Annotated in this window: 25 protein-coding genes; 3 read left to right on the top strand and 22 right to left on the bottom strand. The window is 59.7% G+C overall.

The genetic code is table 11. From position 1 onward, the window contains the following. Positions 1 to 635: dihydrofolate reductase family protein (locus tag ACTJJW_RS12950; RefSeq protein WP_462645295.1), on the bottom strand; the 635-nt coding region annotated here is incomplete at its 3' end. 216 nt (positions 636 to 851) lie between these two features. After that, positions 852 to 2,162: a tyrosine--tRNA ligase gene (gene tyrS / locus ACTJJW_RS12955; RefSeq protein WP_462645297.1), complete on the bottom strand. Its 1,311-nt coding sequence runs from the start codon at positions 2,160 to 2,162 to the stop codon at positions 852 to 854. Between the two features lie 125 nt (positions 2,163 to 2,287). Between tyrS and ACTJJW_RS12960 the strand changes: the two genes are divergently transcribed. Continuing rightward, positions 2,288 to 2,986 (top strand): DNA-binding protein, encoded by a 699-nt coding sequence (locus ACTJJW_RS12960; protein WP_462645298.1) that lies wholly within the window; start codon positions 2,288 to 2,290, stop codon positions 2,984 to 2,986. Then, a complete protein-coding gene (locus ACTJJW_RS12965) occupies positions 2,983 to 3,537 on the top strand; it encodes a hypothetical protein (protein ID WP_462645300.1) in 555 nt (184 codons plus the stop codon). Before ACTJJW_RS12960 ends, ACTJJW_RS12965 begins: the two co-directional genes overlap by 4 nt. An 11-nt stretch (positions 3,538 to 3,548) precedes the next feature. On the opposite strand, the gene ACTJJW_RS12970 is transcribed toward ACTJJW_RS12965, so the two are convergent. The 18 genes from ACTJJW_RS12970 to infC all read right to left on the bottom strand — a co-directional run bounded on the left by ACTJJW_RS12970 (position 3,549) and on the right by infC (position 21,360). Next, the gene (locus ACTJJW_RS12970) at positions 3,549 to 4,136 is read right to left on the bottom strand and encodes a DNA-3-methyladenine glycosylase (protein ID WP_462645301.1); all 588 of its coding nucleotides are present in this window, start codon (positions 4,134 to 4,136) and stop codon (positions 3,549 to 3,551) included. Positions 4,137 to 4,138: 2 nt separating this feature from the next. Further along, positions 4,139 to 5,575 carry an argininosuccinate lyase gene (argH, locus tag ACTJJW_RS12975; RefSeq protein ID WP_462645303.1) on the bottom strand — a complete coding sequence of 479 codons (1,437 nt, stop codon included), beginning with the start codon at positions 5,573 to 5,575 and terminating at the stop codon, positions 4,139 to 4,141. 2 nt (positions 5,576 to 5,577) lie between these two features. Continuing rightward, on the bottom strand, positions 5,578 to 6,777 hold the full coding sequence (locus tag ACTJJW_RS12980) for an argininosuccinate synthase (RefSeq protein ID WP_462645304.1): 1,200 nt from the start codon (positions 6,775 to 6,777) through the stop codon (positions 5,578 to 5,580). Positions 6,778 to 6,844: 67 nt separating this feature from the next. Next, positions 6,845 to 7,771, bottom strand: a complete 927-nt coding sequence (gene argF / locus ACTJJW_RS12985; protein ID WP_462645306.1) for an ornithine carbamoyltransferase — start codon at positions 7,769 to 7,771, stop codon at positions 6,845 to 6,847. Then, a complete protein-coding gene (locus ACTJJW_RS12990) occupies positions 7,768 to 8,955 on the bottom strand; it encodes an acetylornithine transaminase (protein WP_462645308.1) in 1,188 nt (395 codons plus the stop codon). The genes argF and ACTJJW_RS12990 overlap by 4 nt, the downstream gene beginning before the upstream one ends. After that, the gene (argB, locus tag ACTJJW_RS12995; protein WP_462645310.1) at positions 8,952 to 9,866 is read right to left on the bottom strand and encodes an acetylglutamate kinase; all 915 of its coding nucleotides are present in this window, start codon (positions 9,864 to 9,866) and stop codon (positions 8,952 to 8,954) included. Before argB ends, ACTJJW_RS12990 begins: the two co-directional genes overlap by 4 nt. Continuing rightward, positions 9,866 to 11,017: a bifunctional glutamate N-acetyltransferase/amino-acid acetyltransferase ArgJ gene (argJ, locus tag ACTJJW_RS13000; RefSeq protein ID WP_462645312.1), complete on the bottom strand. Its 1,152-nt coding sequence runs from the start codon at positions 11,015 to 11,017 to the stop codon at positions 9,866 to 9,868. Before argJ ends, argB begins: the two co-directional genes overlap by 1 nt. Further along, positions 11,014 to 12,060 carry an N-acetyl-gamma-glutamyl-phosphate reductase gene (argC, locus tag ACTJJW_RS13005; protein WP_462645314.1) on the bottom strand — a complete coding sequence of 349 codons (1,047 nt, stop codon included), beginning with the start codon at positions 12,058 to 12,060 and terminating at the stop codon, positions 11,014 to 11,016. Before argC ends, argJ begins: the two co-directional genes overlap by 4 nt. A gap of 239 nt (positions 12,061 to 12,299) precedes the next feature. Next, positions 12,300 to 14,792, bottom strand: a complete 2,493-nt coding sequence (pheT, locus tag ACTJJW_RS13010) for a phenylalanine--tRNA ligase subunit beta (protein ID WP_462645316.1) — start codon at positions 14,790 to 14,792, stop codon at positions 12,300 to 12,302. Then, positions 14,792 to 15,832: a phenylalanine--tRNA ligase subunit alpha gene (pheS, locus tag ACTJJW_RS13015; RefSeq protein WP_462645317.1), complete on the bottom strand. Its 1,041-nt coding sequence runs from the start codon at positions 15,830 to 15,832 to the stop codon at positions 14,792 to 14,794. Before pheS ends, pheT begins: the two co-directional genes overlap by 1 nt. 11 nt (positions 15,833 to 15,843) lie before the next feature. Next, positions 15,844 to 16,773, bottom strand: coding sequence for an amino acid ABC transporter permease (locus tag ACTJJW_RS13020; RefSeq protein ID WP_462645319.1), 930 nt, complete (start codon positions 16,771 to 16,773; stop codon positions 15,844 to 15,846). Positions 16,774 to 16,775: 2 nt separating this feature from the next. Then, positions 16,776 to 17,444, bottom strand: a complete 669-nt coding sequence (locus tag ACTJJW_RS13025; protein ID WP_462645320.1) for an amino acid ABC transporter permease — start codon at positions 17,442 to 17,444, stop codon at positions 16,776 to 16,778. A gap of 80 nt (positions 17,445 to 17,524) precedes the next feature. Further along, on the bottom strand, positions 17,525 to 18,394 hold the full coding sequence (locus ACTJJW_RS13030; protein WP_462645321.1) for a glutamate ABC transporter substrate-binding protein: 870 nt from the start codon (positions 18,392 to 18,394) through the stop codon (positions 17,525 to 17,527). Positions 18,395 to 18,431: 37 nt separating this feature from the next. Then, positions 18,432 to 19,184: an amino acid ABC transporter ATP-binding protein gene (locus ACTJJW_RS13035; RefSeq protein ID WP_462645323.1), complete on the bottom strand. Its 753-nt coding sequence runs from the start codon at positions 19,182 to 19,184 to the stop codon at positions 18,432 to 18,434. Positions 19,185 to 19,256: 72 nt separating this feature from the next. Then, positions 19,257 to 20,060 (bottom strand): TrmH family RNA methyltransferase, encoded by an 804-nt coding sequence (locus ACTJJW_RS13040; protein ID WP_462645324.1) that lies wholly within the window; start codon positions 20,058 to 20,060, stop codon positions 19,257 to 19,259. 104 nt (positions 20,061 to 20,164) lie between these two features. Beyond that, entirely contained in the window at positions 20,165 to 20,551 is a 387-nt protein-coding gene (gene rplT / locus ACTJJW_RS13045) for a 50S ribosomal protein L20 (RefSeq protein WP_462645326.1), read from the bottom strand. A gap of 19 nt (positions 20,552 to 20,570) precedes the next feature. Then, a complete protein-coding gene (gene rpmI / locus ACTJJW_RS13050; protein ID WP_462645328.1) occupies positions 20,571 to 20,765 on the bottom strand; it encodes a 50S ribosomal protein L35 in 195 nt (64 codons plus the stop codon). After that, a complete protein-coding gene (gene infC, locus ACTJJW_RS13055) occupies positions 20,758 to 21,360 on the bottom strand; it encodes a translation initiation factor IF-3 (RefSeq protein WP_462645459.1) in 603 nt (200 codons plus the stop codon). The genes rpmI and infC overlap by 8 nt, the downstream gene beginning before the upstream one ends. A gap of 344 nt (positions 21,361 to 21,704) precedes the next feature. Here infC and ACTJJW_RS13060 point away from each other — a divergent pair, with 344 nt between their 5' ends. Next, positions 21,705 to 22,055, top strand: a complete 351-nt coding sequence (locus tag ACTJJW_RS13060; RefSeq protein WP_462645330.1) for a DUF1844 domain-containing protein — start codon at positions 21,705 to 21,707, stop codon at positions 22,053 to 22,055. Here ACTJJW_RS13060 and ACTJJW_RS13065 read toward each other — a convergent pair. Further along, positions 22,052 to 22,819: an SseB family protein gene (locus tag ACTJJW_RS13065; RefSeq protein WP_462645332.1), complete on the bottom strand. Its 768-nt coding sequence runs from the start codon at positions 22,817 to 22,819 to the stop codon at positions 22,052 to 22,054. The two genes, ACTJJW_RS13060 and ACTJJW_RS13065, sit on opposite strands and share 4 nt — an antisense overlap. Before the next feature lie 24 nt (positions 22,820 to 22,843). Next, on the bottom strand, positions 22,844 to 23,593 hold the full coding sequence (priA, locus tag ACTJJW_RS13070) for a bifunctional 1-(5-phosphoribosyl)-5-((5-phosphoribosylamino)methylideneamino)imidazole-4-carboxamide isomerase/phosphoribosylanthranilate isomerase PriA (protein WP_462645334.1): 750 nt from the start codon (positions 23,591 to 23,593) through the stop codon (positions 22,844 to 22,846). Positions 23,594 to 23,652: the final 59 nt, after the last annotated feature.

The following is a 23,652-nucleotide window of genomic DNA, read 5'->3' on the forward strand; positions in this document are numbered from 1 at the left end:
CTAACAGCAAAACTGCCCGGGACTTCCGCACCTTTGGGGTGACAAGAACAAACTTTACGTGCACCAACCCCCACCAACCAAACCCTCCCCCATCCCGGGCGTGTCGAGCATGCACCCCCAACAAAACGCTGGGCAGTGGCCCAACGTTGAGGTGAGAGTTGACGGTTTATTCGGATAAAAGGACGCACTTCGTAAACCAGGTGAGCGAACTGTCCAACTGCAGTTGACGATCGCAAGCACAATCGATCAGAGCCGAGCAGTCGCGGGAACAGTGGCGCACCACCGATCACGGTCGCCGGCGCGATCGATACCGAGACCTCGTCGAGGACTCCCGCATCCATGAATTGCGCTGCCAGATCTCCGCCACCGACAATCCAGATGTCGCCGTCGCCCGCAGCCTCGCGAATCGCAGGCAGAGCATCCGCCACATCTCCTCGAACGAAACGCACGTGTGCCCCTGCAGGCACAGGAAGGTCGCGAGTTGTGAAGACGAAGGTCGGCTTGTCGCCGAAATACTCCGCCCACTTGTGGGGCTGTGCGATGAGGTCTTCATGCTCGAGCACCCACTCGTAGGTCGTGGAGCCCTCGACCTGGACGGTCGCGGCAGGTGCAACTGGCGGCTGCTCATCGCTCACTACCGAGAACAATCAGTCGAGAGAGTTAGCCTCATCGGCAATGAACCCGTTGAGCGTCGATGCAGTTTCGAAGATTATGCGAGGCATGCAACCACGGTATGCGGTGCGCAGACAATCGACTCAGAGCTCCCCCACACGATGGGGAGAGCAGCGGTGCCTCAGAACCGCATTAGCGATCGGGAGCAGCAGCGCCGCTGCAACGCAGCAACGATGCCGCTAAGACGCGACGAAGATGCCCGCGAGAGTTTTCTTGCCGCGACGGAGAACCGCCACGTTTCCCGGCAAGAGATCACTGCCAACGGTCGCCTTGTCATCCGCTACCGCAACGTTGTTGAGGTACACGCCACCCTGCGAAATGGCACGTCGAGCTTCGCTCGCGCTCGTGACCAGTTTCGTGTCGACGAGCAACTGCACGATCGTCGAATCGGCCGGCGCCTCAACGTGCGAAAGCTCGCGCAAGGCTGCGGCGAGAGTGTGCGCATCGAGCGCAGTCAATTCCCCCTGGCCGAACAGCGCCGCCGACGCAGCAATAGCGGCCTCCGTTGCGACTCGCCCATGCACCAGTGACGTCACCTCACAAGCGAGGGTCTTCTGCGCTTCACGCCTGAACGGCGCATCGGCTACAGCAGTCTCGAGTTCGATGATGCGCTCCCGCGAGAAGAACGTGAAGATCTTCAAACGCTGCACGACATCGGCATCATCGGTGTTGAGCCAGAACTGGTAGAACGCGTACGGACTCGTCATCGCGTCATCCAGCCAGACCGCGTTGCCCTCGCTCTTGCCGAACTTCGTACCGTCGGAGTTCGTGATCAGCGGCGTGCCAATCGCGTGCACGCTCGTACCCTCAGCCTTGTGGATGAGATCTGTACCGCTAATGAGGTTGCCCCACTGGTCGCTACCGCCGGTCTGCAGCACGCAGCCGTAGCTTCGGTAGAGCTCGAGGTAGTCCATCCCCTGCATCACTTGGTAGCTGAACTCGGTGTAGCTAATGCCGGCATCGCTGTTGAGGCGTGCGCTGACGGCATCCTTTTTCAGCATCGTGCCGACACGGAAGTATTTGCCGACATCCCGCAAGAAGTCGATTGCGCTCATCGGCGAAGTCCAGTCGAGGTTGTTGACCATGCGAACCGCATTGTCACCCTCGGTACTCAGAAACTTCGAGACCTGGGCTTGCAAGTAGCTGACCCACTCGGCCACCGTCTCGTTGTCGTTGAGAATGCGCTCGGCCGTTGGACGCGGATCTCCGATGAGTCCGGTCGCTCCCCCGACGAGCCCCAGCGGCTTATGACCGGCGAGCTGAAGGCGGCGCAGCAGCAGCAGTTGCACCAGGTTTCCCAGATGCAGACTCGGTGCCGTCGGATCGAATCCGCAGTAGTAGGTGATCGGGTCACCCGCGAGAAGCTCTTTGAGAGCATCCGCATCCGTAGAGACGTGCACGAGGCCGCGCCACGTGAGTTCATCCCACAGGCTCTCGAATGAGCTGTCGTTACTTTGGCTGCTGAGTGATTCTGATGCTGTCGCTGACACGTCTTCAACCGTAGTGGAGGTTATGAGTGTCGTCGACGAGCACCCGAGGCAACGCTGGGAGCCTGATTCTGTGAAATCAGTGTTGTGGGCCTGATATTTGAGAATCAATGCTGTAGCCTTTAGCTATGTTTGTGATTACAGCGGATCAACGAAACAGCAGACGCAGCGCGGATGCCGTCGCCGAAGCCTTGCTCCAGCTCAACGCAGAGCGGGCAGACGACCTCGCCCTTGCTGCCGAACGCACCGCAGGCGACGAAGTGCAAATGCTGGTGAACTCGGCCCAGGCCACCCTCGAAATCGCACTCGAGCTCACCCGCACAGGCCAGTGGAGTGTCGGCATCGGAATCGGCGCAGTGCCCACCCCCTATGGAGCAACCGTTCGGGCGACCAGCGGCCCCGCGTTCATCGCCGCCCGCACAGCCATCGACAGGGCAAAGAAGAGCCCGGCCAAGTGCGCCGTCGAATCAGACCCGGCAAGCAAACTCGCCCGAGACATCGACCCGCTGCTCGAATTGCTCATCCTGATGAGAAATCGACGAACCGATAACGGCTGGCAACTCTACGACCTGCTCAACACCGGAATCACCCAAGCAGACGCCGCCGAGAAACTGGGCATCTCTCCCCAATCAGCGAGCCAACGCGCGCTCGTCGCCGGCCTCCGCACCGAAGAAGACGCGGTGGTGGCGCTTGCTAACCTTCTCGACAGAGCACACAGTGGCGTAGACGACAGTGACCTGGACGATAGCGGCACTGACCACAGTGGCATCGAGAACAATGGCGCAGACAAAAAAGGTTCGCGCGACGCAGAGGAAGGCACATCATGATCGGTTGGTGGATCGCGGTACTCATTCTGACGATCGGTGCGATCGGCGCCTCCATGGTGGCCGCGCGCACCGAAAGGTATCGGCTCGCAACAGTTTCGCTACTGCCTATCGGCATTGCGCTCATCCTCGGATCTACCGGCAACCCGCTTCCGGACGAAGTACCCGGCCTCGTGATTCTTATGAGTGCTGCCCTTGTCGCACTCGCCACAATCGCAGGTAGCCCGCTCGTCGCCCTCGTACTCTCGCTCGCCTCGTATCCGGCACCCCGCGGTGAACACGGCGGAATTCTCGTAGCCGACGACGACTCTCCCCTGCCCAAGCGAGAGATTCTGCGCGGCGGAACCACCATCGGCTACCTCGAACGCTTTGCCTTCATCGGCTCGCTCATGGTGTGGCAGCCCGGCGCAATCGCCGTGATCGTCGCGATCAAAGGCCTCGGTCGCTTCGCAGAACTAGAAAATGCTGCCGCCCGCGAACGATTCATCATCGGCACCCTCGTGAGTTTGGTGTGGGCCGGGCTGTGCGCTGCGGCGCTCCTCGTCGGGCGCTAGCCGCACACTCGCTAGCGGCGCTTGCGTTTCACTGCTGGCCGGTACGGGGAGACGCTCGGCTCCCCCGGAATCCACAACCGCCACGGGTACTCATCGCTACCGCCGTCGCCGGCAACGCCCGTGCGAGGACCGGCGCTGAACGGCGCAGGCGAGCGAGACAGTTCTAGGCGCACACGACCCGACTCCAGGTTGGCGCCCGCATCATCCAGCCGAATACCGAGAGCCACCGCTAGTCGTGCCGGACCCTGCGCGAGATCGGAAAACTTGCGGGATGTCGTGCGACGACCGGCCGCAATGTCGGCTCCCTCGATGACCTCTCCCGCTCGCAGCAGTATTCCCGATGCGATTCCCTCGGGCATGCAGACGACGTTGGCGCACGTATGCATCCCGTAGGTGAAATATGTGTACAGGTGACCTGGTGGTCCATACATGACGGCGTTGCGCTTTCCCGGTCCACGAAAAGCGTGAGAACCGGGGTCGAGCTCGCCCATGTAGGCCTCAACCTCGGTGAGTCGAACAGCAACATCACCAACGCGAACGACAGCACCCAACAGCAACGGAGCGACCTCAGTCGCTGGCCTGCTGAGCAGTTCGAACACGTCTAGCTAAGAACCTGAGGATCAAGCGCTGCCGCGAGCACCCGAACTCGTGCAATGAGTTCGGCACGCTGCTCGTCAACACGCACCGGTGCTGTACCGCCAACACCGGCACGACTCGACACTGATCCTTCGACCGTGAGCACAGCGCGCACATCACCGGTGAGGTGAGGCGAAATCGCTGCGTAGTCAGCATCGGTTGGCTCGTGGAGCTCAAGCGAGTTGTCTTCGCAGAATCGCACGAGCGACCCACTGATCTCGTGGGCTTCACGGAACGGCACGTGCTGACGCACAAGCCAATCAGCAACATCCGTCGCCAGCGAGAATCCCTGCGGGGCAAGCTCTGCCATGCGCTCGGTGTTGAAACGCACAGTGGCGATCATCCCAGTGAACGCTGGCAGCAACACTTCTAGCGTCTCAACAGAGTCGAACACCGGCTCTTTATCTTCCTGAAGATCGCGGTTGTACGCGAGCGGAAGAGCCTTGAGCGTGGCGAGGAGACCCGTCAAGTTTCCGATCAGGCGGCCCGCCTTGCCGCGAGCAAGCTCCGCAATGTCAGGATTCTTCTTCTGCGGCATGATCGACGAGCCCGTTGAGTACGCGTCATCCAACTGCACAAAATCAAACTCACGCGTGTTCCAGAGAATGATCTCTTCGCTCAGTCGCGAAATATCGATACCGAGCTGGGCCGTGATGAAAGCAAACTCGGCGACAACGTCGCGGCTCGCAGTGGCATCAATCGAATTTTCGGTAGGGCGAGCAAGCCCCAACTCGCGAGCAACCAGCGCGGGATCAAGCCCCAAGGTGCTGCCGGCGAGAGCACCGGAACCATACGGCGACGTGGATGCTCGAGCCTTCCAATCTCGCAACCGCTCCAACGTGCGCACCAGAGGCCACGCGTGGGCGAGCAAGTGATGCGCGAGAAGTACTGGCTGCGCATGCTGGAGGTGGGTGCGCCCCGGCATGATTGCCGTGTCATGCTTCTCCGCCTGCGCCACAAGGGCGTCGATCAGATCGACAACCATCTTCGAGATCGCGCCAGCATGGTCGAGCAGATAGAGCCGCACGAGGGTGGCGATCTGATCGTTGCGGCTGCGGCCGGCACGGAGTTTGCCTCCGACGTCGGCGCCTGCGCGCTCAATCAGTCCACGCTCAAGAGCCGCATGAACGTCTTCTTCAGATTCGAGAGACGTGAAGCTGCCGTCGGCGACGGCCTCGCTCAACGACTGCAGAGCATCCACCATCGTTTCAAGCTCAGAGTCATTGAGATACCCCGCGGCCGCAAGCGCCTGTGCGTGCGCTCGCGAACCGGCGAGGTCATACTGCGCAAGCTGCCAATCGAAGTGAGTCGATTTGCTCAACCGGGCAAGCTCAGGCGAAGGGCCGCTTGCGAAGCGGGCTCCCCAGAGTTGTCCTTCACCTGTTTCAGCAGATTGCGCCATGATTAGCCCTGCTTTGCGTCGCGGCGAGCCGAGATCTTGCTTGGCAGTGACCAGAGGTCAATAAAGCCCTTGGCGAGCGACTGGTCGAAAGTGTCACCGGTGTCGTAGGTGGCGAGACTGAAGTCATAGAGGCTCTGCTCTGACTTGCGACCGGTGGGCACAGCACGTCCACCGTGAAGCGTCATGCGAATCTCTCCGCTGACATAGCGCTGAGTGTCTTCGACAAAGGCGTCGAGTGAGCGCTTGAGGCCCGAGTACCACAGTCCGTCGTAGACCAGGTTCGACCATTCGGTTTCAACACCACGCTTATAACGACCGAGGTCACGCTCGAGCGTGAGCGACTCCAACTCTTCGTGCGCTGCGATGAGGGCAATCGCGCCGGGTGCTTCATAAACCTCGCGGCTCTTGATACCGATAAGACGGTCTTCGACCATGTCGATGCGGCCAACGCCGTGCTTGCCTGCAACCGCATTCATGTGCTCAACGATTGCGAGCGCCGACATCGACACACCATCGATAGCGACGGGGATACCGGCTTCGAACGTGATTGTTACTTCGTCAGCAGGAAGACCAGCTTCAGGGTCAGAGGTGTACTCGTAGAGGTCCTCGATCGGTGCGTTCCACGGATCCTCGAGGAACCCGGTCTCAACCGCACGGCCCCAGACGTTCTTATCGATCGAATACGGGCTAGCTGCAGACTGGCGGATCGGAAGATTGTGCTCTTCCGCATAGATGATCGCCTTGTCACGAGTGAGGGCGAGGTCGCGCACTGGCGCAATGCTCGTGAGATCAGGGGCGAGTGCGGCAACAGCAGCCTCAAAGCGCACCTGGTCGTTTCCCTTACCGGTGCAACCGTGGGCAACACTGTCTGCGCCAAGCGCCTGAGCGGTGAGTGCCAGGTGGCGCGAGATCAGCGGGCGGCTGAGAGCCGACACCAGTGGGTAACGCTTCTGGTAGAGCGCGTTGGTCTTGAGGGCGGGCATCAGGAAGTCATCAGCGAACTCGTCTTTAGCATCGACGACGATCGACTCGACAGCACCACAATCGAGAGCACGCTGGCGGATATCATCCATGTTTTCGCCACCCTGGCCGACGTCAATCGCCAAAGCGACAACCTCTTTGCCTGTGGCGTCCTTAAGCCAGCCAATACCTACGGAGGTGTCGAGTCCGCCTGAGTAGGCGAGTACAACGCGTTCTGACATATGATTTTCTCCTTGAAGTCGTGAATCAGTTTAGGGAACTACACCGGCGGCATGACACCGCCGAAAATTAGGCGGCCTGTTCGAGCAACCACACCATGAGGGCCTTCTGAGCGTGCAAGCGGTTTTCCGCCTCATCCCAGATGACACTCTGCGGGCCGTCGATGACGTCGGCCTCAACCTCGTAACCTCGGTCGGCAGGCAAACAGTGCAAGAAGATCGCGTCAGGCTTGGCGAGAGCCATCATCGCGACATCCACCTTGTAGGCGCTGAGCGACGCTACACGTGCAGCCTTCTCATCTTCTTTGCCCATCGAGACCCACGTGTCGGTAACAACAACATCCGCACCCGTCACGGCCTCGGCCGCATCCGTAAGAATCGAAACAGAACCACCCGTGGATGCTGCGATCTTTTCGGCATCAGCCACGACATCCGCCAGCGGCAGGTAATCCGCGGGGCAGGCAATGCGCACGTGCATTCCTGCAGTGGCGCCCGCCAGCAGATACGAGTGCACCATGTTGTTTGCGCCATCACCGAGGAGTGCAACCGTCAGTCCTGCAAGCTCACCCTTGTGCTCACGAATCGTCAACAGATCTGCAAGCAACTGGCACGGGTGGAACTTGTCACTGAGCGCGTTGATCACGGGCACCTGAGTGCCGTGGGCCATTTCGGTGAGACCCTCTTGTCCATACGTGCGCCACACGATCAGGGCGACCTGACGCTCAAGCACCCGAGCAGTGTCGGACGCAGTCTCTTTGCCACCCAGCTGGCTGTTGGCGGTAGAGATGATGAGCGGCGAACCGCCAAGGTCGGCGATACCGACAGCGAACGAGACGCGAGTGCGAGTCGATGACTTGTCGAAGATCACCGCAACCGTCTGTGGTCCCGCGAGAGGCTTGCGGCCCCAGCGATCTGCCTTGACCTGCTCGGCGAGGTCCAATATCTCCTTCTGCTCGAGCGGGCTGAGGTCATCATCGCGAAGAAAATGCCGGGTCATGATGCCTCCGTAGGTACTGGGTTTGCGACAGCGGCGAGCACTGCGCTGAACGTGTCGATGAACTCGGCGATCTCGTCGTCGCCGATGATGAGTGGTGGCACAAGTCGAATCGTTGATTCGTTGGGTGCATTCACGATGAGGCCACGCTCAAGCGCCAACGCCACGATCTGGGCCGCAACCGGTTCGGCCAGACCGATACCGATCAGTAGACCGCGGCCACGCAGATCGTTTATGAGCGGCGAATCGATTCGCGCCAGTGCGCTGCGCAATTCGGCGCCACGCTGTGCTGCATTTGCGACGAGGTCGTCGCTTTCGATCTGAGCAAGCACCGCGTTCGAGACAGCACACACCAGCGGATTTCCGCCAAAGGTCGTGCCGTGCTGGCCGGGCTGCAGAAGAGTGGATGCCGCACCAAAGGTCACGAGCGCACCGATCGGTACTCCCCCACCCATGCCCTTCGCTAGGGTAATTGCGTCAGGAACAATGCCGCTCTGCTGGAACGCGAACCAGTCGCCCGTGCGTCCAGCGCCGGTCTGAATTTCGTCAATGATCAGCAGTACGCCGTGTTGCGTTGTGAGTTCACGCGCAGCCTCGAGATAACCCGCAGGCAACTCGTACACACCCGCCTCACCCTTAATCGGCTCCACAACGAGAGCCGCGACATCCGGCCCGATTGCGGCAGTGAGTGCCTCGATTGTTGAATCAATGTGCTCGACGTTGGGAAGCAGCGGTTCGAAGGGCTCACGAAGTGATGCTTTGCCCGTGATAGAGAGCGCCCCGAGCGAGCGCCCGTGAAACGAGTCCATCAGCGACAGAATTCGGCGGCGGCCGGTGCGCCGGGCAAGCTTGATTGCCGCTTCGTTCGCCTCGGTGCCCGAGTTTGCGAAGAACACCCGGCCCTCATCGCCAGCACCCGTGATGTGAAGAAGCCGCTCTGCGAGCGCGAGCTGCGGCTCTGTCGCAAAGAAGTTAGAGACGTGAAGCAGGTTGGCCTGACTCGTCAGCGCACTAACCACAGCGGGGTGATTGTGTCCGAGCGAATTGACGGCAATACCGGCCAAGAAGTCGAGGTAACGCTTGCCATCAGAGTCGAAGACCGCGCAACCCTCACCGCGCACGAGTTCTACCTTGGGCACACCGAAGGTATTCATTATGCGGTGGGCGTAGTCGTCTTTCCAGGTCATGCGGGTACCACCTCGGTGCCAATTCCATCTTGTGTAAATACTTCGAGCAGGATCGAATGCGGCGCACGGCCGTCAATGATCGCCGCCTTCGGAACTCCAGCATCGACCGCAGCGAGACAGGCGGTCATCTTGGGAATCATGCCCGACTCGAGGCTTGGCAGAAGTTCGCGGAGCTCGTCCGTGTTGATGATCGAGACCAAGGATTCCCGGTTCGGCCAATCGCTGTACAAGCCAGAAACATCGGTCAAGATCACGAGCTTTGCCGCATCGAGGGCAATCGCCAACGCCGCGGCGGCAGAATCCGCATTGACGTTGAGGAGACCCGAGCCATCGTCCTCGATATCACCGCCATCTTGGGCAAGTGTCGACACCACGGGGATGCGATCGGCAGCCAACACATGGAAAACACGTTGAGGATCAACCTCAGTCACATTGCCGACAAGGCCCAGATCGATGCGTTCGCCTTCGATCTCCTTGATCATGCGCTCACCGATAAACAGCGAATGTTCGTGGCCAGCGATTCCATTGGCTAGGTCACCGTGCTCGTTAATGAGATCAACAAGTTCGGCGCCCACCTGATCGGTGAGAACATCACGCACAACATCGATCGACTCTTCGGTAGTCACCCGGTAGCCGGCGCGGAACTCCGACTCGATACCGCGATTCTTCAGTTCCTTGGTGATCTGGGGCCCGCCACCGTGAACAATCACCGGGCGAACGCCAGCAAGACGCAGATAGACCATGTCTTGCACGAAAGCACGCTTGAGCTCGTCGTTGATCATGGCGTTTCCACCAAACTTGACCACGATGATGCGGTTGCGGAAGCGCTTCAGCCATGGCAGCGCCTCGATCAGCACCCCCGCCTTCGTCATTGCCTGCTCGTGAGCTGGGCCGTGTGTGAACGCCGGCATCAGCTTGAATACGCGCTGTTCTCATGCACGTACTCGTGCGTGAGGTCGTTGGTCAAAATAGTTGCTTCGGCATCACCGGTAGCAAGGTCGATCAGAACGTGAACTGTGCGCCCCGTGAGATCTACCTCGTCGCGCGAACGGTCGGGGGCACCTGCGTGGCAAACCCGCACACCGTTCATCGAAACATCGACCGCATACGGATCGAAAGCGGCATCCGTGGTTCCGATTGCCGCCAGCACGCGGCCCCAGTTCGGATCGTTGCCAAAAATCGCTGCCTTGAACAGATTGTTGCGGGCAACCGAACGGCCAACCACAACAGCCTCGTCTTCACTGAGTGCCCCGACAACCTCAATACGGATCTCGTGGCTCGACCCCTCAGCATCAGCTTGCAGCTGTTCGGCAAGATCGCTGCAGACCTGAGTGAGAAGCGCCGCAAACTCGTCACTGTCGGGAGTTACGCCCGAAGCACCAGACGCCATTACGCTGACCTGGTCATTCGTCGACATACAGCCATCAGAATCGAGACGGTCGAAGCTCACCCTGGTGGCTTCGCGCAGTGCGCCGTCGAGCTCGGCCGCGGCGACAGCGGCGTCAGTGGTGATCACGACGAGCATTGTGGCAAGGCCGGGCGCGAGCATCCCTGCACCCTTCGCCATGCCGCCGATGGTGTAGCCGGTGCCGGAAACGACGGTGGTCTTGGGCTTGCTGTCGGTTGTCATGATGGCGCGTGATGCGTCGTCGCCACCCTCGGTGGACAGCGCTGCAGCTGCTGCACTCATTCCGGCGAGCACCTTGTCTTGCGGCAACGGCTCACCAATAAGACCGGTCGAGCAGACGAGGATGTCGCCCGCCGACGTGCCCAGCGTCTCAGCTACGTGCTCTGCGGTCGCGTGCGTTACCTGAAAGCCCTGGGGACCGGTGAAACAGTTGGCCCCGCCCGCGTTCAGGGCGATTGCCGAAACAATCCCGTCAGCAATGACCTGCTTCGACCAGATGATTGGATGGGCCTGCGCGCGGTTGCTCGTGAACACGGCTGCGGCGTCAAAGCGCGGCCCACGATTGACGACGATGGCAACATCGAGACCGCCACTCGCCTTGAGCCCGGCCTCAACTCCTGAAGCTTCGAATCCTGCGGCTGCTGTAACGCTCATGGTGCGACTCCGTCCAACGCAAGGCCGAGAGTTTCATCGAGCCCCAACGCAATATTTGTCGATTGAATAGCGGCCCCTGCTGTGCCCTTAACAAGATTGTCGATCGCGCTCACGACAACGACGCGGCGTGCTGCTTCGTCAATAGCAAGCCCGATCAGTGCGGTGTTGGCGCCGAGAGTGTCAGCGGTGCGCGGGAAGGCGCCCTCCGGCAGCACATGAACGAATGGCTCGTCCGCATAGGCGGTCTCCCAGGCCTCACGCACCTGGGCAGCTGTCACTCCATCGGCGAGCTTCGCCGTTGACGTGGCCAAGATGCCTCGCGACATCGGTACGAGAATCGGAGTGAACGACACTGTCACGGTACTAGCACCGGCGACCTTCAGGTTCTGAGCGATCTCCGGCGTGTGACGGTGGGTACCGCCAACGGCATATGCCGACGCAGAACCCATCATCTCGCTCGCGAGCAGGTTCACTTTCAGACTCTTGCCAGCACCCGAAGGGCCAACAGCGAGCACTGCAACAATATCTTCGGCCTCAATCAACGAGGAGCGGATGCCGGGGGCAAGCGCCAACGTGATCGCCGTGACATTGCAGCCGGGCACAGCAATACGCTTCGAACCGGCAAGTACTTGGCGCTGGGTTCCACCAGCGGAATGCAGAAGTTCGGGCATGCCGTAGTCCCACGCACCGAAGTAGTCGCCGCCATAGAAAGCAGCCCAATCATCTTCAGACGTGAGCCGGTGATCTGCGCCGCAGTCCACGACGAGAGTGTCGGGGCCGAGCTCGGCAGTGAGCGCGCCCGATTTGCCATGCGGAAGCGCAAAAAAGACAACATCGTGACCAGCGAGGACCGAAGGCTCAGTTGGTTGGAGTTCGAGGTGCGCGAGCGAGCGCAAGTGCGGTTGCACATCGATGAGCCGCTGACCGGCGTTGCTAAACGCGGTCACCGTAGTGACATCGAACTCTGGGTGAGTGGCAAGGAGGCGAAGAAGCTCGCCGCCGGCATAACCGCTGGCACCGGCCACAGCGACCGAAATTGACATGGGATTACCTTCGAGGTGGGTTCGGAAACGAGAACACTTGCGGCGGTGATTCAGACACAACCTCGTGGGTCATGGTGAAACTCCGCCTATCGTCGCTCGTCAGCCCCGCGGAGAACCGGCGAAGACGGCACCACAAAGCTCAGCGAGAATCGCTGGCTGCAAGTGCGGAAGTCGGTCACAATTCTAGGATAGTGCCCAGATGCCGACGCAGGCTAATCGATACTCTAGAAATAGCGTCACTACTCGCGCAGCTCCGCGCCGACACGCTTGGCGGTAAGAGCAACCGCGGCATTCTTAGCCTCGGTCGCTTCGGCTTGAGTCAGTGTGCGATCCACTGCTCGAAAACGAAGTGCGAAGGTCAACGACTTGCGCCCCTCGGGGATGCCAGCGCCACGGTAGTCATCGACCAGCCGCACGCTCTCCAAGAGTTCTCCCGCACCCTCACGGACGATCGAGAGCAGCTCCCCCGCCTGAACGGAGTCGGCGACAACCAACGACACATCCTGCGTGGCCGCAGGGAACGACACAATCGGGATGGCAGCGACATCCGCCGCGGCATTCTCAATGAGCACGCTCAGATCAAGCTCCAGTACTGCGACGACACGAGGCAGATCCAGCTCAAGCGCCAACGCAGGCAACAACTCGCCCGCGTAGCCGACACGCTGGTCGCCAACGCGCAACTCGGCGGTGCGCCCGGGATGTAGAGCCTGGTGGCTACCCGTCACAACATCGATCTCGACCAACATGGCGGCGGCCAACTGCTGCACTGTTGCCAGAGCATCCGCAAGACTGCGGGCCACTGCCTGCTGACCCGGCTGGCGCGTGACTGCATCGCCGACAAACAACGCGCCAACATGCCACGGTTGCGCAGGCACGCTCGAGTGCAATTCAGACAGCGCGGTCTCGGTTGGCAGTTCATCTCCCACGGGAAGATCGCCACTGCCGTAGGCGCGACCGGCCTCGGGCAAGAACACAGTTCCCACTTCGAAGAGAGCAAGATCCGTCAATCCGCGCGACACATTGCGGTGAGCGATCGCTGCAAGCCCCGGTAGCAGTGAACGACGCATGGATGCCGCATCCGGGTCCAAAGCGTTCGCGAGCGTAATGGCGGCCACTCCCCCCGCCAACGGAGAACCAAAGAGATCGTTCGACGCTTTCGAGATGAAGGGGTATGCCAGCACTTCGGTGAGACCTGACGACGCCAAACCGTTCGACACCGTGCGACGAAGGCGTTGCGCGCGCGTCAATCCGCGGCCCGGAGGCGCAACAGGAAGCACCGATGGGATGCGGTCGTAGCCCACAATGCGGGCAACTTCTTCGGCGAGCGTGGGCTTGTCGTCGAGGTCGGGGCGCCAGCTTGGTGGCGTGACATGCCATCCGCTTTCGGTAACCTCAACGGTTGTACCGATCGCAGTGAGCGAATCGGTGATCTCGTCAGACGAATACCGCACCCCGATGAGACCCTCAATGTAGGTCTCGGGTAGCTCAATCGCCTGTGGGCTGTGCGCGGCGGTGACATCGCTGCCCAGCGAGTCGACGGTTCCGCCACCCAGCTCAACGAGGAGGCCGACTACTCGCGCTGCCGCCGCCGGTGCCACGAGCGGGTCAACACCGCGCTCGAAGCGCCGTGATGCCTCACTACCCAACTTGTGGCGACGGGCACTACGCGCGATCGAAATCGGCTCAAAGTTTGCGGCCTCGATCAGAACGTTGGTGGAGGCATCCGTGATCTCGGTGCTCGCACCACCCATTACGCCAGCAAGGCCGATGGGGCCAGAGTCATCGGTGATCAGAAGGTCTTCGAGATCTAGGGTGCGCGACTTGTCGTCGAGCGTGGTGAGAGCCTCCCCCGCCAATGCGCGACGCACCGTCAGCCCACCAGACACGCGATCGAGATCGTAGGCGTGAATCGGCTGGCCGAGCTCAAGCATGACGTAGTTGGTCACGTCAACCGTTAGCGAGATTGAGCGGATGCCGGCAAGCGTCAACCGAGTGATCATCCACGAGGGAGTCGGCTTGGTGACATCCACATTCCGTACGACGCGCGTGGTGAATGCTCGCACCCCGGCACGGCCACGGATTGGCGTCTCATCGTTAATGACCACCGAAAAGCCGTCGGCTTCGGTAATCGTCGGTGCGTCAGCAGGGTCGGTGAATGTTGCACCGGTGGAGAGAGCGAATTCGCGAGCAATACCGCGAATCGACATGGCATAGCCGCGGTCAGGGGTGACATTGATCTCTACTGCGAAATCATCGAGGCCAAGGAGTTCGATGGCGCTCGTGCCGACTTCGGGGTCGAGTCCGAGGGTTGAGAGCACCAGGATGCCGTCGTGCTCCTCGCCGAGACCCAGCTCACGGGTCGACGCAATCATGCCGTCAGAGACGTGGCCGTAGGTCTTGCGTGCAGCAATCGGGAACGGTCCGGGTAGTACAGAACCGGGCAGCGTGACAACGACCTTGTCGCCGACCACGAAGTTGTGGGCTCCACAGACGATGCCACGCGGTTCGGCTTCGCCGACATCCACCTGGCACCAGTTGATGGTCTTGCCGTTCGTTTGGGGTTCGCCGACGAACTCGATCACCTGGCCGACTACTACCGGGCCCGAGATCTCGAAATCGTGAACGTCTTCTTCTTCGAAACCGACCTTCACGAGGGCGGCATGAACCTGCTCGTGCGTAATATCTGCGGGGATCTCAACGAATTCCCGCAACCAACTCATGGGAACTTTCATCAGACCACCATTCCGAACTGCTGGGAGAAGCGAATATCGCCCTCGACCATGTCTCGCATGTCATTCATTTCATTGCGGAACTGGAGCGTGCGCTCAATTCCCATGCCGAAGGCGAAGCCTTGGTACTCTTCCGGATCGATTCCGGCTGCACGCAGCACGTTCGGGTTGACCATTCCGCAGCCGCCCCACTCCACCCAGCGGGCGCCACCCTTGGCGTTGGGCTGCCAGACATCCATTTCAGCACTCGGTTCGGTGAAGGGAAAGTAATTGGGGCGCAGGCGGATCTGAGCGCCATCGCCGAACATCGCACGGGCGAGGTGCTCGAGAGTTCCGCGCAAGTGCGCCATCGTGAGACCTTTGTCGATCGCGATTCCCTCGAGCTGGTGGAAGACCGGCGTGTGCGTTGCGTCGAGCTCATCGGTGCGGAACACCCGGCCTGGGGCCACAACGTATACGGGCAACGGACGCTCAAGCAGTGAGCGAATCTGCACCGGGCTGGTGTGCGTGCGCAGGAGCAAGTGTGACTCGACCGGATCGATGAAGAAGGTATCTTGCATCGCGCGCGCGGGGTGATCCTCATCGAAGTTGAGTGCGTCGAAGTTGAACCACTCATTTTCAAGCTCAGGCCCTTCGGCGACTTCCCAGCCCATGCCGACGAACAGGTCACTCATGTGTTCCATGAGCAGGCTGAGCGGATGCCGGGCACCCTTCACATAGCGAGTGGCAACGGCGGTAACATCCACGGCTTCGGCCGCAAGTTTCGCCTCTTCTTCTGCGACGGCTACCTCGGCTTCGCGCGCACCAAATGCTCCGTTGACACGACCGCGGGCACCACCGATGAGCTTGCCTGACGCCGCTCGGTCGGCTGGCGGGACGTTCTTCATTTCGGCGTTCAGCGCAGCCAGTGGCGATGCTTCGCCAAGGTGGGCATTACGTACCGCTTTGAGGTCGGCTATTGTCGCTGCGGATTCGATCGCAGCTAAGGCTGCATCGACCGCTGCGGTTACCGCTGGTTCTGTGATCGGGGTGGGTTCAGACACAAGAACCGAGTTTAGCCGAGCCAGTCGCCTCCGGTGCGATCACGACCGGTGTTGCGGCCGCGCGGAATGGTGATTGCTCTTGTCCCTTCAGCTCCCGGCACCTTAGGCGTGTCCGGAGTGACTTTGCCGAGCTTCGGCCCGCTGCGCTTCGCGGTATAGCGAGCAATGTAGGACAAGGTCAAGTTCAACACGAGGTAGATAATAAAACCGACGGCAAACAGTGTGAAGAGGTAGCGGCTGCCGTAGAAGTTCTGAAGGTTCTTGATCGTGCGCGCGAGCTCTGGATAGGACACAACGTAGGCCAACGAGGTGTCTTTGAGCAGCACGACAAGTTGCGCGAGGATGATCGGCAGCATCTGACGGAAGGCCTGCGGGAACTCAATGATGAAGCGAGTCTGTAGTGATGTGAGGCCGACAGAGAGTCCGCCTTCACGTTGACCCTTAGGAAGCGAGTTGATACCGGCACGCAATGCTTCACCGATTATCGCGCCGTTGTAGACCGCGAGTCCAAGCACACCAGCCCAATAGCTTCCCGTCGAGAACAACAGGAAGACGAACAGGATCAGTAGCAGAAGAGGCATTCCACGGAAGAACTCCAGCAGAACGGAGGTGGGGATGCGCACCCATTTGGAGGCTGCGGTGCGTCCGAATGAGAACAGGATTCCCACTCCGATCGCCAGCACCCCAGCAACAGCGGCCATCCGAAGCGTATCTACAACTCCGCCACCAAATGCGCCCCACAGCTCCGGGTTGCTAAGGATGTTGAGTCGTGATTCGTCAAACATACCGGGCTGTTCAGCGCCATTGGCGTTGACTCGAGGGGCCGCGAGGATGAAAAACACCCACGCGAGGCCAGCCAAAATTGCGACTGCGCCAATCACTGACGCGATTGTCGAGTTGCGCCTGGTCTTCGGACCAGGGGCGTCGTATAGAACGCTCATGCTCATCGCAGCACCATGACCTTCTTCTCAATCGCTCCAGCCATAAGCCCGAGCGGAATCGTTATGGCGAGGTAGAGCGCCGCCGCGTATACCAGCGTGAGAACGACAACATCACCGTTGTCTCGCGCTGCCGCGTAAGTCGCCTTGAATAGTTCATTGACAAAGAAAATGCCAGCCACTGAGGTGTTTTTGGTAAGAGCGATGAAGACGTTGATGAGGGGCGGGATCACCATGCGGCCCGCTTGAGGAAGGATCACGAGACCAACTGTCTGCGTGAATCCCATGCCGATGCTGCGGGCGGCCTCGGCCTGCCCAACGGGCACGCCATTGAATCCTGAACGCACCGCCTCAGCCACGAAGGGCGAGGTGTAGAGCGTGAGGCCTAGTGCCGCCAATAGGAAGTAGTCGAGCTCTACGCCAAGTATCGGAAGAACATAGGCGCAGAAGAAGAGAACAAGCAGGAGCGGAATGTTGCGCAGGATCTCGGTGTAGACGGTCGCAAAAATGCGGAGAGAAGGGACAGGCGAAATTCGCATCGATGCGATGAGAACCCCGAGAATAAACGCCCCGACACCAGCAATACCCAAAAGGGCGAGAGTCAGAACAAAACCCTGCATATAGAGCGGCGTTATGTCGACAAGGGCGTCGATCGCGTTGGAGATGACGTCCATCCAGTGCCTCCTGAGAAATAGTGGGTAGCGGCGCGAGTGGTGCTCGCTCGCGGCCTAGCCGCGAGCGAGCACCGGGCACACTAGTTGCTGTAGCGGTCTACAGCGGGAGGGGTCGGGAGCTTCAGAACCTGGCCTGCAGTTGATTCCCAAGCCGCGTCCCACGAGCCATCGTCGTACGAGCCTTCAAGCACGTCGTTGATGTAGTCGCGGAATGCGTCATCGTTGAGGCCAAGCCCGATGCCGTAAGGCTCTTCGGTGAACGGGTTGCTCAGAACCTCGAACTCGCCAGCGTTCTGGTCAGCGAGTCCAGCCAAGATCACGTTGTCAGTAGTGACAGCGATGACCTTGCCGCTGCGAAGCGGCTCGAGGCAGTTCGAGTAGGTGTCGGTCGTGATGAGGTCGACGTCGTACTCAGCGATGTTCTTCTCTGAGGTCGAACCAGCAACGCTGCAGACTGCTTTGCCTGCGAGGTCCTCGGGGCCAGTGATGCCCTCGGGGTTGCCTTCGAGAACGAGGATGTCCTGACCAGCATTGTAGTAAGGACCAGCGAAGGAGATAACTTCCTTGCGCTTGTCGTTGATCGTGTACGTAGCGATAACGATATCTACGGTGCCATTCTCAATGAACGTCTCGCGGTTAGCAGAAACAGTTTCTACCCACTCGATGTTGTCGTCGCTGATGCCGAGTGACGCCGCAATGATCTTACCGATTTCGACATCGAAGCCGACCGGCTCGCCCGACGGTCCCTTAAGCCCGAAGAGAGGCTGGTCAAACTTGGTGCCGATGGTGATCTTGCCCGCGTCAGCGAGGTCAGCCATTGTAGTTCCGGCTTCGAACTCAGGAACGACGACATCGGGTTCTGCGGTTCCCGTGTCTGCTGCACACGCGCTCAGGCCGAGAATGCCGACCGCGGCGATGGCAGAAATCATTAGACCTTTTTTGAGTCTCATGTTTTTCTCCTTGTTGCTGTGAGGATTACCCGCTGAGTTAGTGGGTAAGAATTTTCGAGAGGAAGTCTTGCGCTCTCGGGGATTGGGGGTTGGTGAAGAACTGCTCGGGCGTAGCTTCTTCCACAATTTCGCCTTCGTCCATGAAAATGACACGATCGGCGGCCTTGCGCGCAAAGCCCATCTCGTGGGTCACAACCAACATGGTCATGCCGTCTTTTGCCAGCTGCACCATGACATCCAGAACCTCGTTGATCATCTCAGGGTCAAGTGCCGAAGTGGGCTCGTCAAGAAGAATGATTTTGGGGTCCATAGCGAGCGAACGCGCAATTGCGACGCGCTGCTGCTGACCGCCGGAAAGCTGAGCTGGCATCTTGGATGCCTGGTTGCCGATACCAACACGATCGAGGAGTTCCATCGCGTGCTTGTTGGCTTCGGCTTTGGAAACCTTGCGCACACGGCGCGGGCCCAGCGTGACGTTTTCAAGAATTGTCTTGTGCGCAAAGAGATTAAACGATTGGAAGACCATTCCTACGTCTGCACGTAGCTTGGCAAGTCCAGCGCCCTCCTCGGGCAAAACTTTTCCATCAATAGTGATGGTGCCATCGTCAATCGTTTCAAGACGGTTGATCGCACGACACAACGTGGACTTTCCGGAACCACTTGGCCCGATTACCACCACCACCTCGCCACGACCAATCGTGGTGGTGATGTCTTTGAGCACGTGAAGCTCACCGTAATGTTTGTTGACATGGTCGACTACGACCAGAGGTTCACCGCTCTGTGTTGCCATATTGCAAGATAACCACATGCTCTCAAGGAGGGTCAAACGGCGCGCCTAGTTGTAACACGCTCGTGACACAGATCAACTGCTGCGTTGTGCGAATGCGCTCTCATAGAGACACACCGATGCCGCAGTCGCCAGGTTCATCGACTCTGCGTGACCATAAATCGGCACCGAGATAACCCAGTCAGCGAGCGCATAGTGCTCGTCGGTCAAGCCGCGAGCCTCGTTGCCAAACAACCAGGCGGTCGGATGATCGAGCACTCCCTCTTTACGGGCAGCCAACAGATCGCCACCCTTGATGTCTGCGGCAATCACACGAAGATCAGCCTCCTTGACGCGCTCAAGAACAGCGTCAAGTTCAACACCGACCGCGACAGGGAGGTGGAAGAGCGAACCCGTTGTGGCACGAACCACCTTGGGATTGTAAAGATCGACGCTTCGACCGGTGAAAATCACACCATCGGCACCAGCGGCATCCGCGGCACGGATAATTGTTCCCGCGTTACCGGGATCGCGAACCTCTTCAAGGATTGCGATGAGCTTTGGCCCACCTGACAGCAAGTCTTTTACCGAGGTCGGGAATTGGCGGCACACCGCAACAACGCCCTGGGGTGTGACGGTATCGGCCATCGTCTCGATCACTTGCTCCGAGACGAACTCGATCTCTATACCCGCAGCCTCAGCAGCGCGCGCGAGCTCAGTGTGACGCTCAAGCGCGGTAGGGGTGGCGTAGAGCTCGACAAGGAGTTCGGGCCGGAAATTGAGGGCTTCAGAGACTGATTGGGGGCCTTCCAAGAGAAAAAGCCCGGTCTCGGACCGGGCGCTCTTCTTCTCAAGTTTGGCCACCGCTCGTACGCGTGGTGAGCGCGGGTTATCAATCACGTCGCTAACCCTAGACTCACCCGGCGCTGATACGAGAAACGGCACGCTGTGCTGACCAAACCGGACAGTACAGCGTGCCGTTGCACGATGTGTGGTGCGACTACTTATGCAGCCGAACGCGGTGCTGAGGTGTCAGCAGGAAGTGCAGCCTTAGCGGTCGCAACCAGCGATGTGAACGTGGCGGGCTCGGTGACTGCGAGGTCAGCGAGGATGCGACGGTCAACCTGCACGCCCGCCAGGTTCAAGCCCTGGATGAGACGGTTGTAAGTGAGGCCATTTGCACGTGATGCAGCGTTGATGCGCTGGATCCACAGACGACGGAACTCACCCTTGCGGGCACGACGGTCGCGGTATGCGTATACGAGCGAGTGAGTAACCTGCTCCTTGGCCTTGCGGTAGAGACGCGAACGCTGTCCGCGGTAACCCTTGGCGCGCTCGAGAATAACCCGACGCTTCTTGTGAGCGTTTACCGCTCTTTTAACTCTTGCCATGATGTATTCCCTAAACCCTTTACTTACCGAGAAGCTTCTTGATGATCTTGGCATCCTGCGGCGCAATAACCTGATCCTGGTTGAGCGAGCGCTTACGCTTGCTGCTCTTAACCTCGAGGTTGTGTCGCATACCAGCCTGCTGCTTCATGACCTTGCCGCTACCGGTGATCTTGAAACGCTTCTTGGTGCCTGAGTGCGTCTTCTGCTTAGGCATCTTTCTCCTCTTTCTCTGGAACTTCTGCCTCACGAGGCTTCTTGTTAGCTGCCTTGCGGGCCTCGGCTTCAGCCTTAGCTGTTGCCTTGGTCTTGTGTGGGCCAATAATCATGACCATGTTGCGACCGTCAATAGTCGGGGTTGATTCAATCGAACCAAACTCCGACACATCTTCGGCAAACTTTTGAAGCAAACGCACGCCCTGGTCGGGGCGAGACTGCTCACGGCCACGGAACAAGATCATCGCTTTGACCTTGTCGCCGCCGGCGAGGAAGCCTTCGGCGCGCTTGCGCTTTGTTTCGTAGTCGTGGGTGTCGATCTTCAGACGGAAACGAACCTCTTTGAGAATCGTGTTCGTCTGGTTGCGACGAGCTTCTTTCGCCTTCTGCGCCTCTTCGTACTTGAACTTGCCGTAATCCATGATCTTGGCAACGGGAGGCTTAGAGCTGGGAGCAACCTCGACCAGATCTAGATCTGCCTCTTGGGCGAGCTTGAGGGCGACGTCAATAGAGACGACACCAACTTGTTCACCGGCGGGTCCGACAAGACGGACCTCAGGGACTCGGATTCGGTCGTTGGTACGAGGATCGCTGATGCGTGTACTCCTTACAGTTCGTGATGCATTTCATGTACACCGTGTGCTTCATAGACACAGAGCGTTTCACAAATACAGTTCGGCGGATGCCGTGGCACGAAAGAGGATCATCATGCAGCAGAACACTGCAACACCCTTTAAAGCTGCAGAGCGAGCATCCGGAACAATTCACACAATCAGACAACTGATCACACGTACTGAACCGCAAGCGAACTATGCGGGGTGTAACTACCCGGTAACCTTGTATGCGGTTGACAGGTGGGAGAATCTCCACTTTCGTATCCGGGGCAAGCCCCGGGCCTGCATAAGGATAGCAGAGCGAACCCCAATTAGCGAAGGACATCATGAGCGAGCCCACCAATGACGACGTCAACGAAGCACGAGACATCTCCGAAGTGCCTGCGGTGGAGGTTATTAACACCGTTGCTGTGCACATGCTCAGTGCCGCCGCCGTAAAACTCGGGCTCTCAGATGGCCCAGACGCCGAATCGGAGAAAGACCTCGATGAAGCGCGCAAACTCATCAACGCTCTGGCTGGTTTTGTCACCGCTGCAGCGCCTGAGATCGGCGATCACCACGCTCGACCGCTTCGCGATGGGCTGCGTTCAGTGCAGCTGGCATTCCGCGAAGCATCGACGTTCCCGGATGCTCCCGGCCAAGGCCCTGGCGAGAAGTGGACCGGGCCGGTTAGCTAGAGCGGCGGCTCTGGAGCACGAACCACCTGCACAGCGAGTGAATCAACTGACTGCGCAATAAGTTCGGATGACGACCAGCGCTCGCGCATCCGGTCCATGGTCGCATCGAGAGCTTCGCGGTCTAGCCCCGGTCGCATGGCGATCTGAACGACCAGCTCAGGGCCGTGCAGCCGCGCGCCGGGATCGCCCGCGAGCAGCTGCACTTCGGCTACGTCGTTCTCGTCTGCGGCAGCTGCCGCAAATTCGTCACGCACGTCTGCGCGCAAATAGCTGGGAGTCCACGCGGTTGACTGCGCGATCGACCACAGTGCCGGTCGGCGGATGACGAACTCACTGTCGCTCAGCGGATCAATGATCACGAGGTCGGTATTTTCGCTCGCGGCGGCAAGAGCCACGCGGGTGCCTGCGGCAGGCACAGGCCGAGCTTCTGGGTTCCAGTTGCTCATCGCGCTGACGGAACTGAATACCGGCAGCACGGCGCGCCCATCGGGGCCTGTCACGGTCACGATCGACAGCTCTTGAGTCTTGTCGATCGTGAGCCCTGCGTCGGTGGTTGCCGTTTCCCCCGCTTTAGCGAGCAACGGGATGAGGAGGCGGGATTCACGGATAACGTCGACAACGTCAGCCTCGGTTGCATCACCCTGATGAAAACGGGTAATAATCGCCATGAGCGCCGCAGGTGCTGTGCCATCATCATCGGGCGTCGGATTGGGCTCGAACGAGCGGCCCTCCCACGGAGTGCCGGCGGAGTCTGTCGAATTCATGTCAGCGACCGATGCAGAGAATCGTTACTGCGACGAAACGTCGAGCGCTTCGGCGAGGGTGAACGCTTTTGCGTAGAGGGCCTTGCCAACGATTGCGCCCTCAAGCCCCTGAGGAACGAGCTGACGCAGCTCGATGAGGTCGTCGAGGCTCGAAACACCACCGGAGGCGATCACCGGGCGGTGGGTGCGTTCCATTACCTGGCGAAGCAATTCGATGTTTGGTCCCTGAAGCGTGCCGTCTTTGGTGACGTCGGTGACGACGTACCGGCAGCATCCAGCCGACTCGAGGCGGTCGAGGACCGTCCACAGGTCGCCGCCCTCTTGAGTCCAACCGCGGGCCGCGAGTGTTGTACCGCGCACGTCGAGGCCAACGGCGATCGCCTCACCGTATTCAGCAATGACGTGTGCTGCCCACTCGGGGTTCTCGAGTGCGGCTGTGCCAAGGTTGATCCGCTTGGCGCCGGTAGCAAGTGCAGCTTCCAGCGACTCGTCGTCACGGATGCCGCCAGAAAGTTCGATGTTGACGCGCTTCGGCGTCGACTTGATAACCTTCTTAATCATCGCTTGGTTGTTGCCGCGGCCGAAGGCAGCATCGAGGTCCACCAGGTGGATCCACTCAGCACCCTGGTCGACCCAGTCATGGGCCGCAGCGCTCGGGTCACCGTAGCTCTTCTCGGTTCCCGCTTCGCCCTGAGTGAGCCGAACGGCCTTGCCGTCAGCAACATCAACGGCGGGCAGAAGCGTGAGGCTGGGTGTTTTATTGAACTCGCTCATAGATTTGCTCTCTAAAGACCTGATCGCGGAACGCCGCGCACAAGCATCCGATTCTAGTG

The organism is Rhodoglobus galactosidasius (assembly GCF_054957775.1).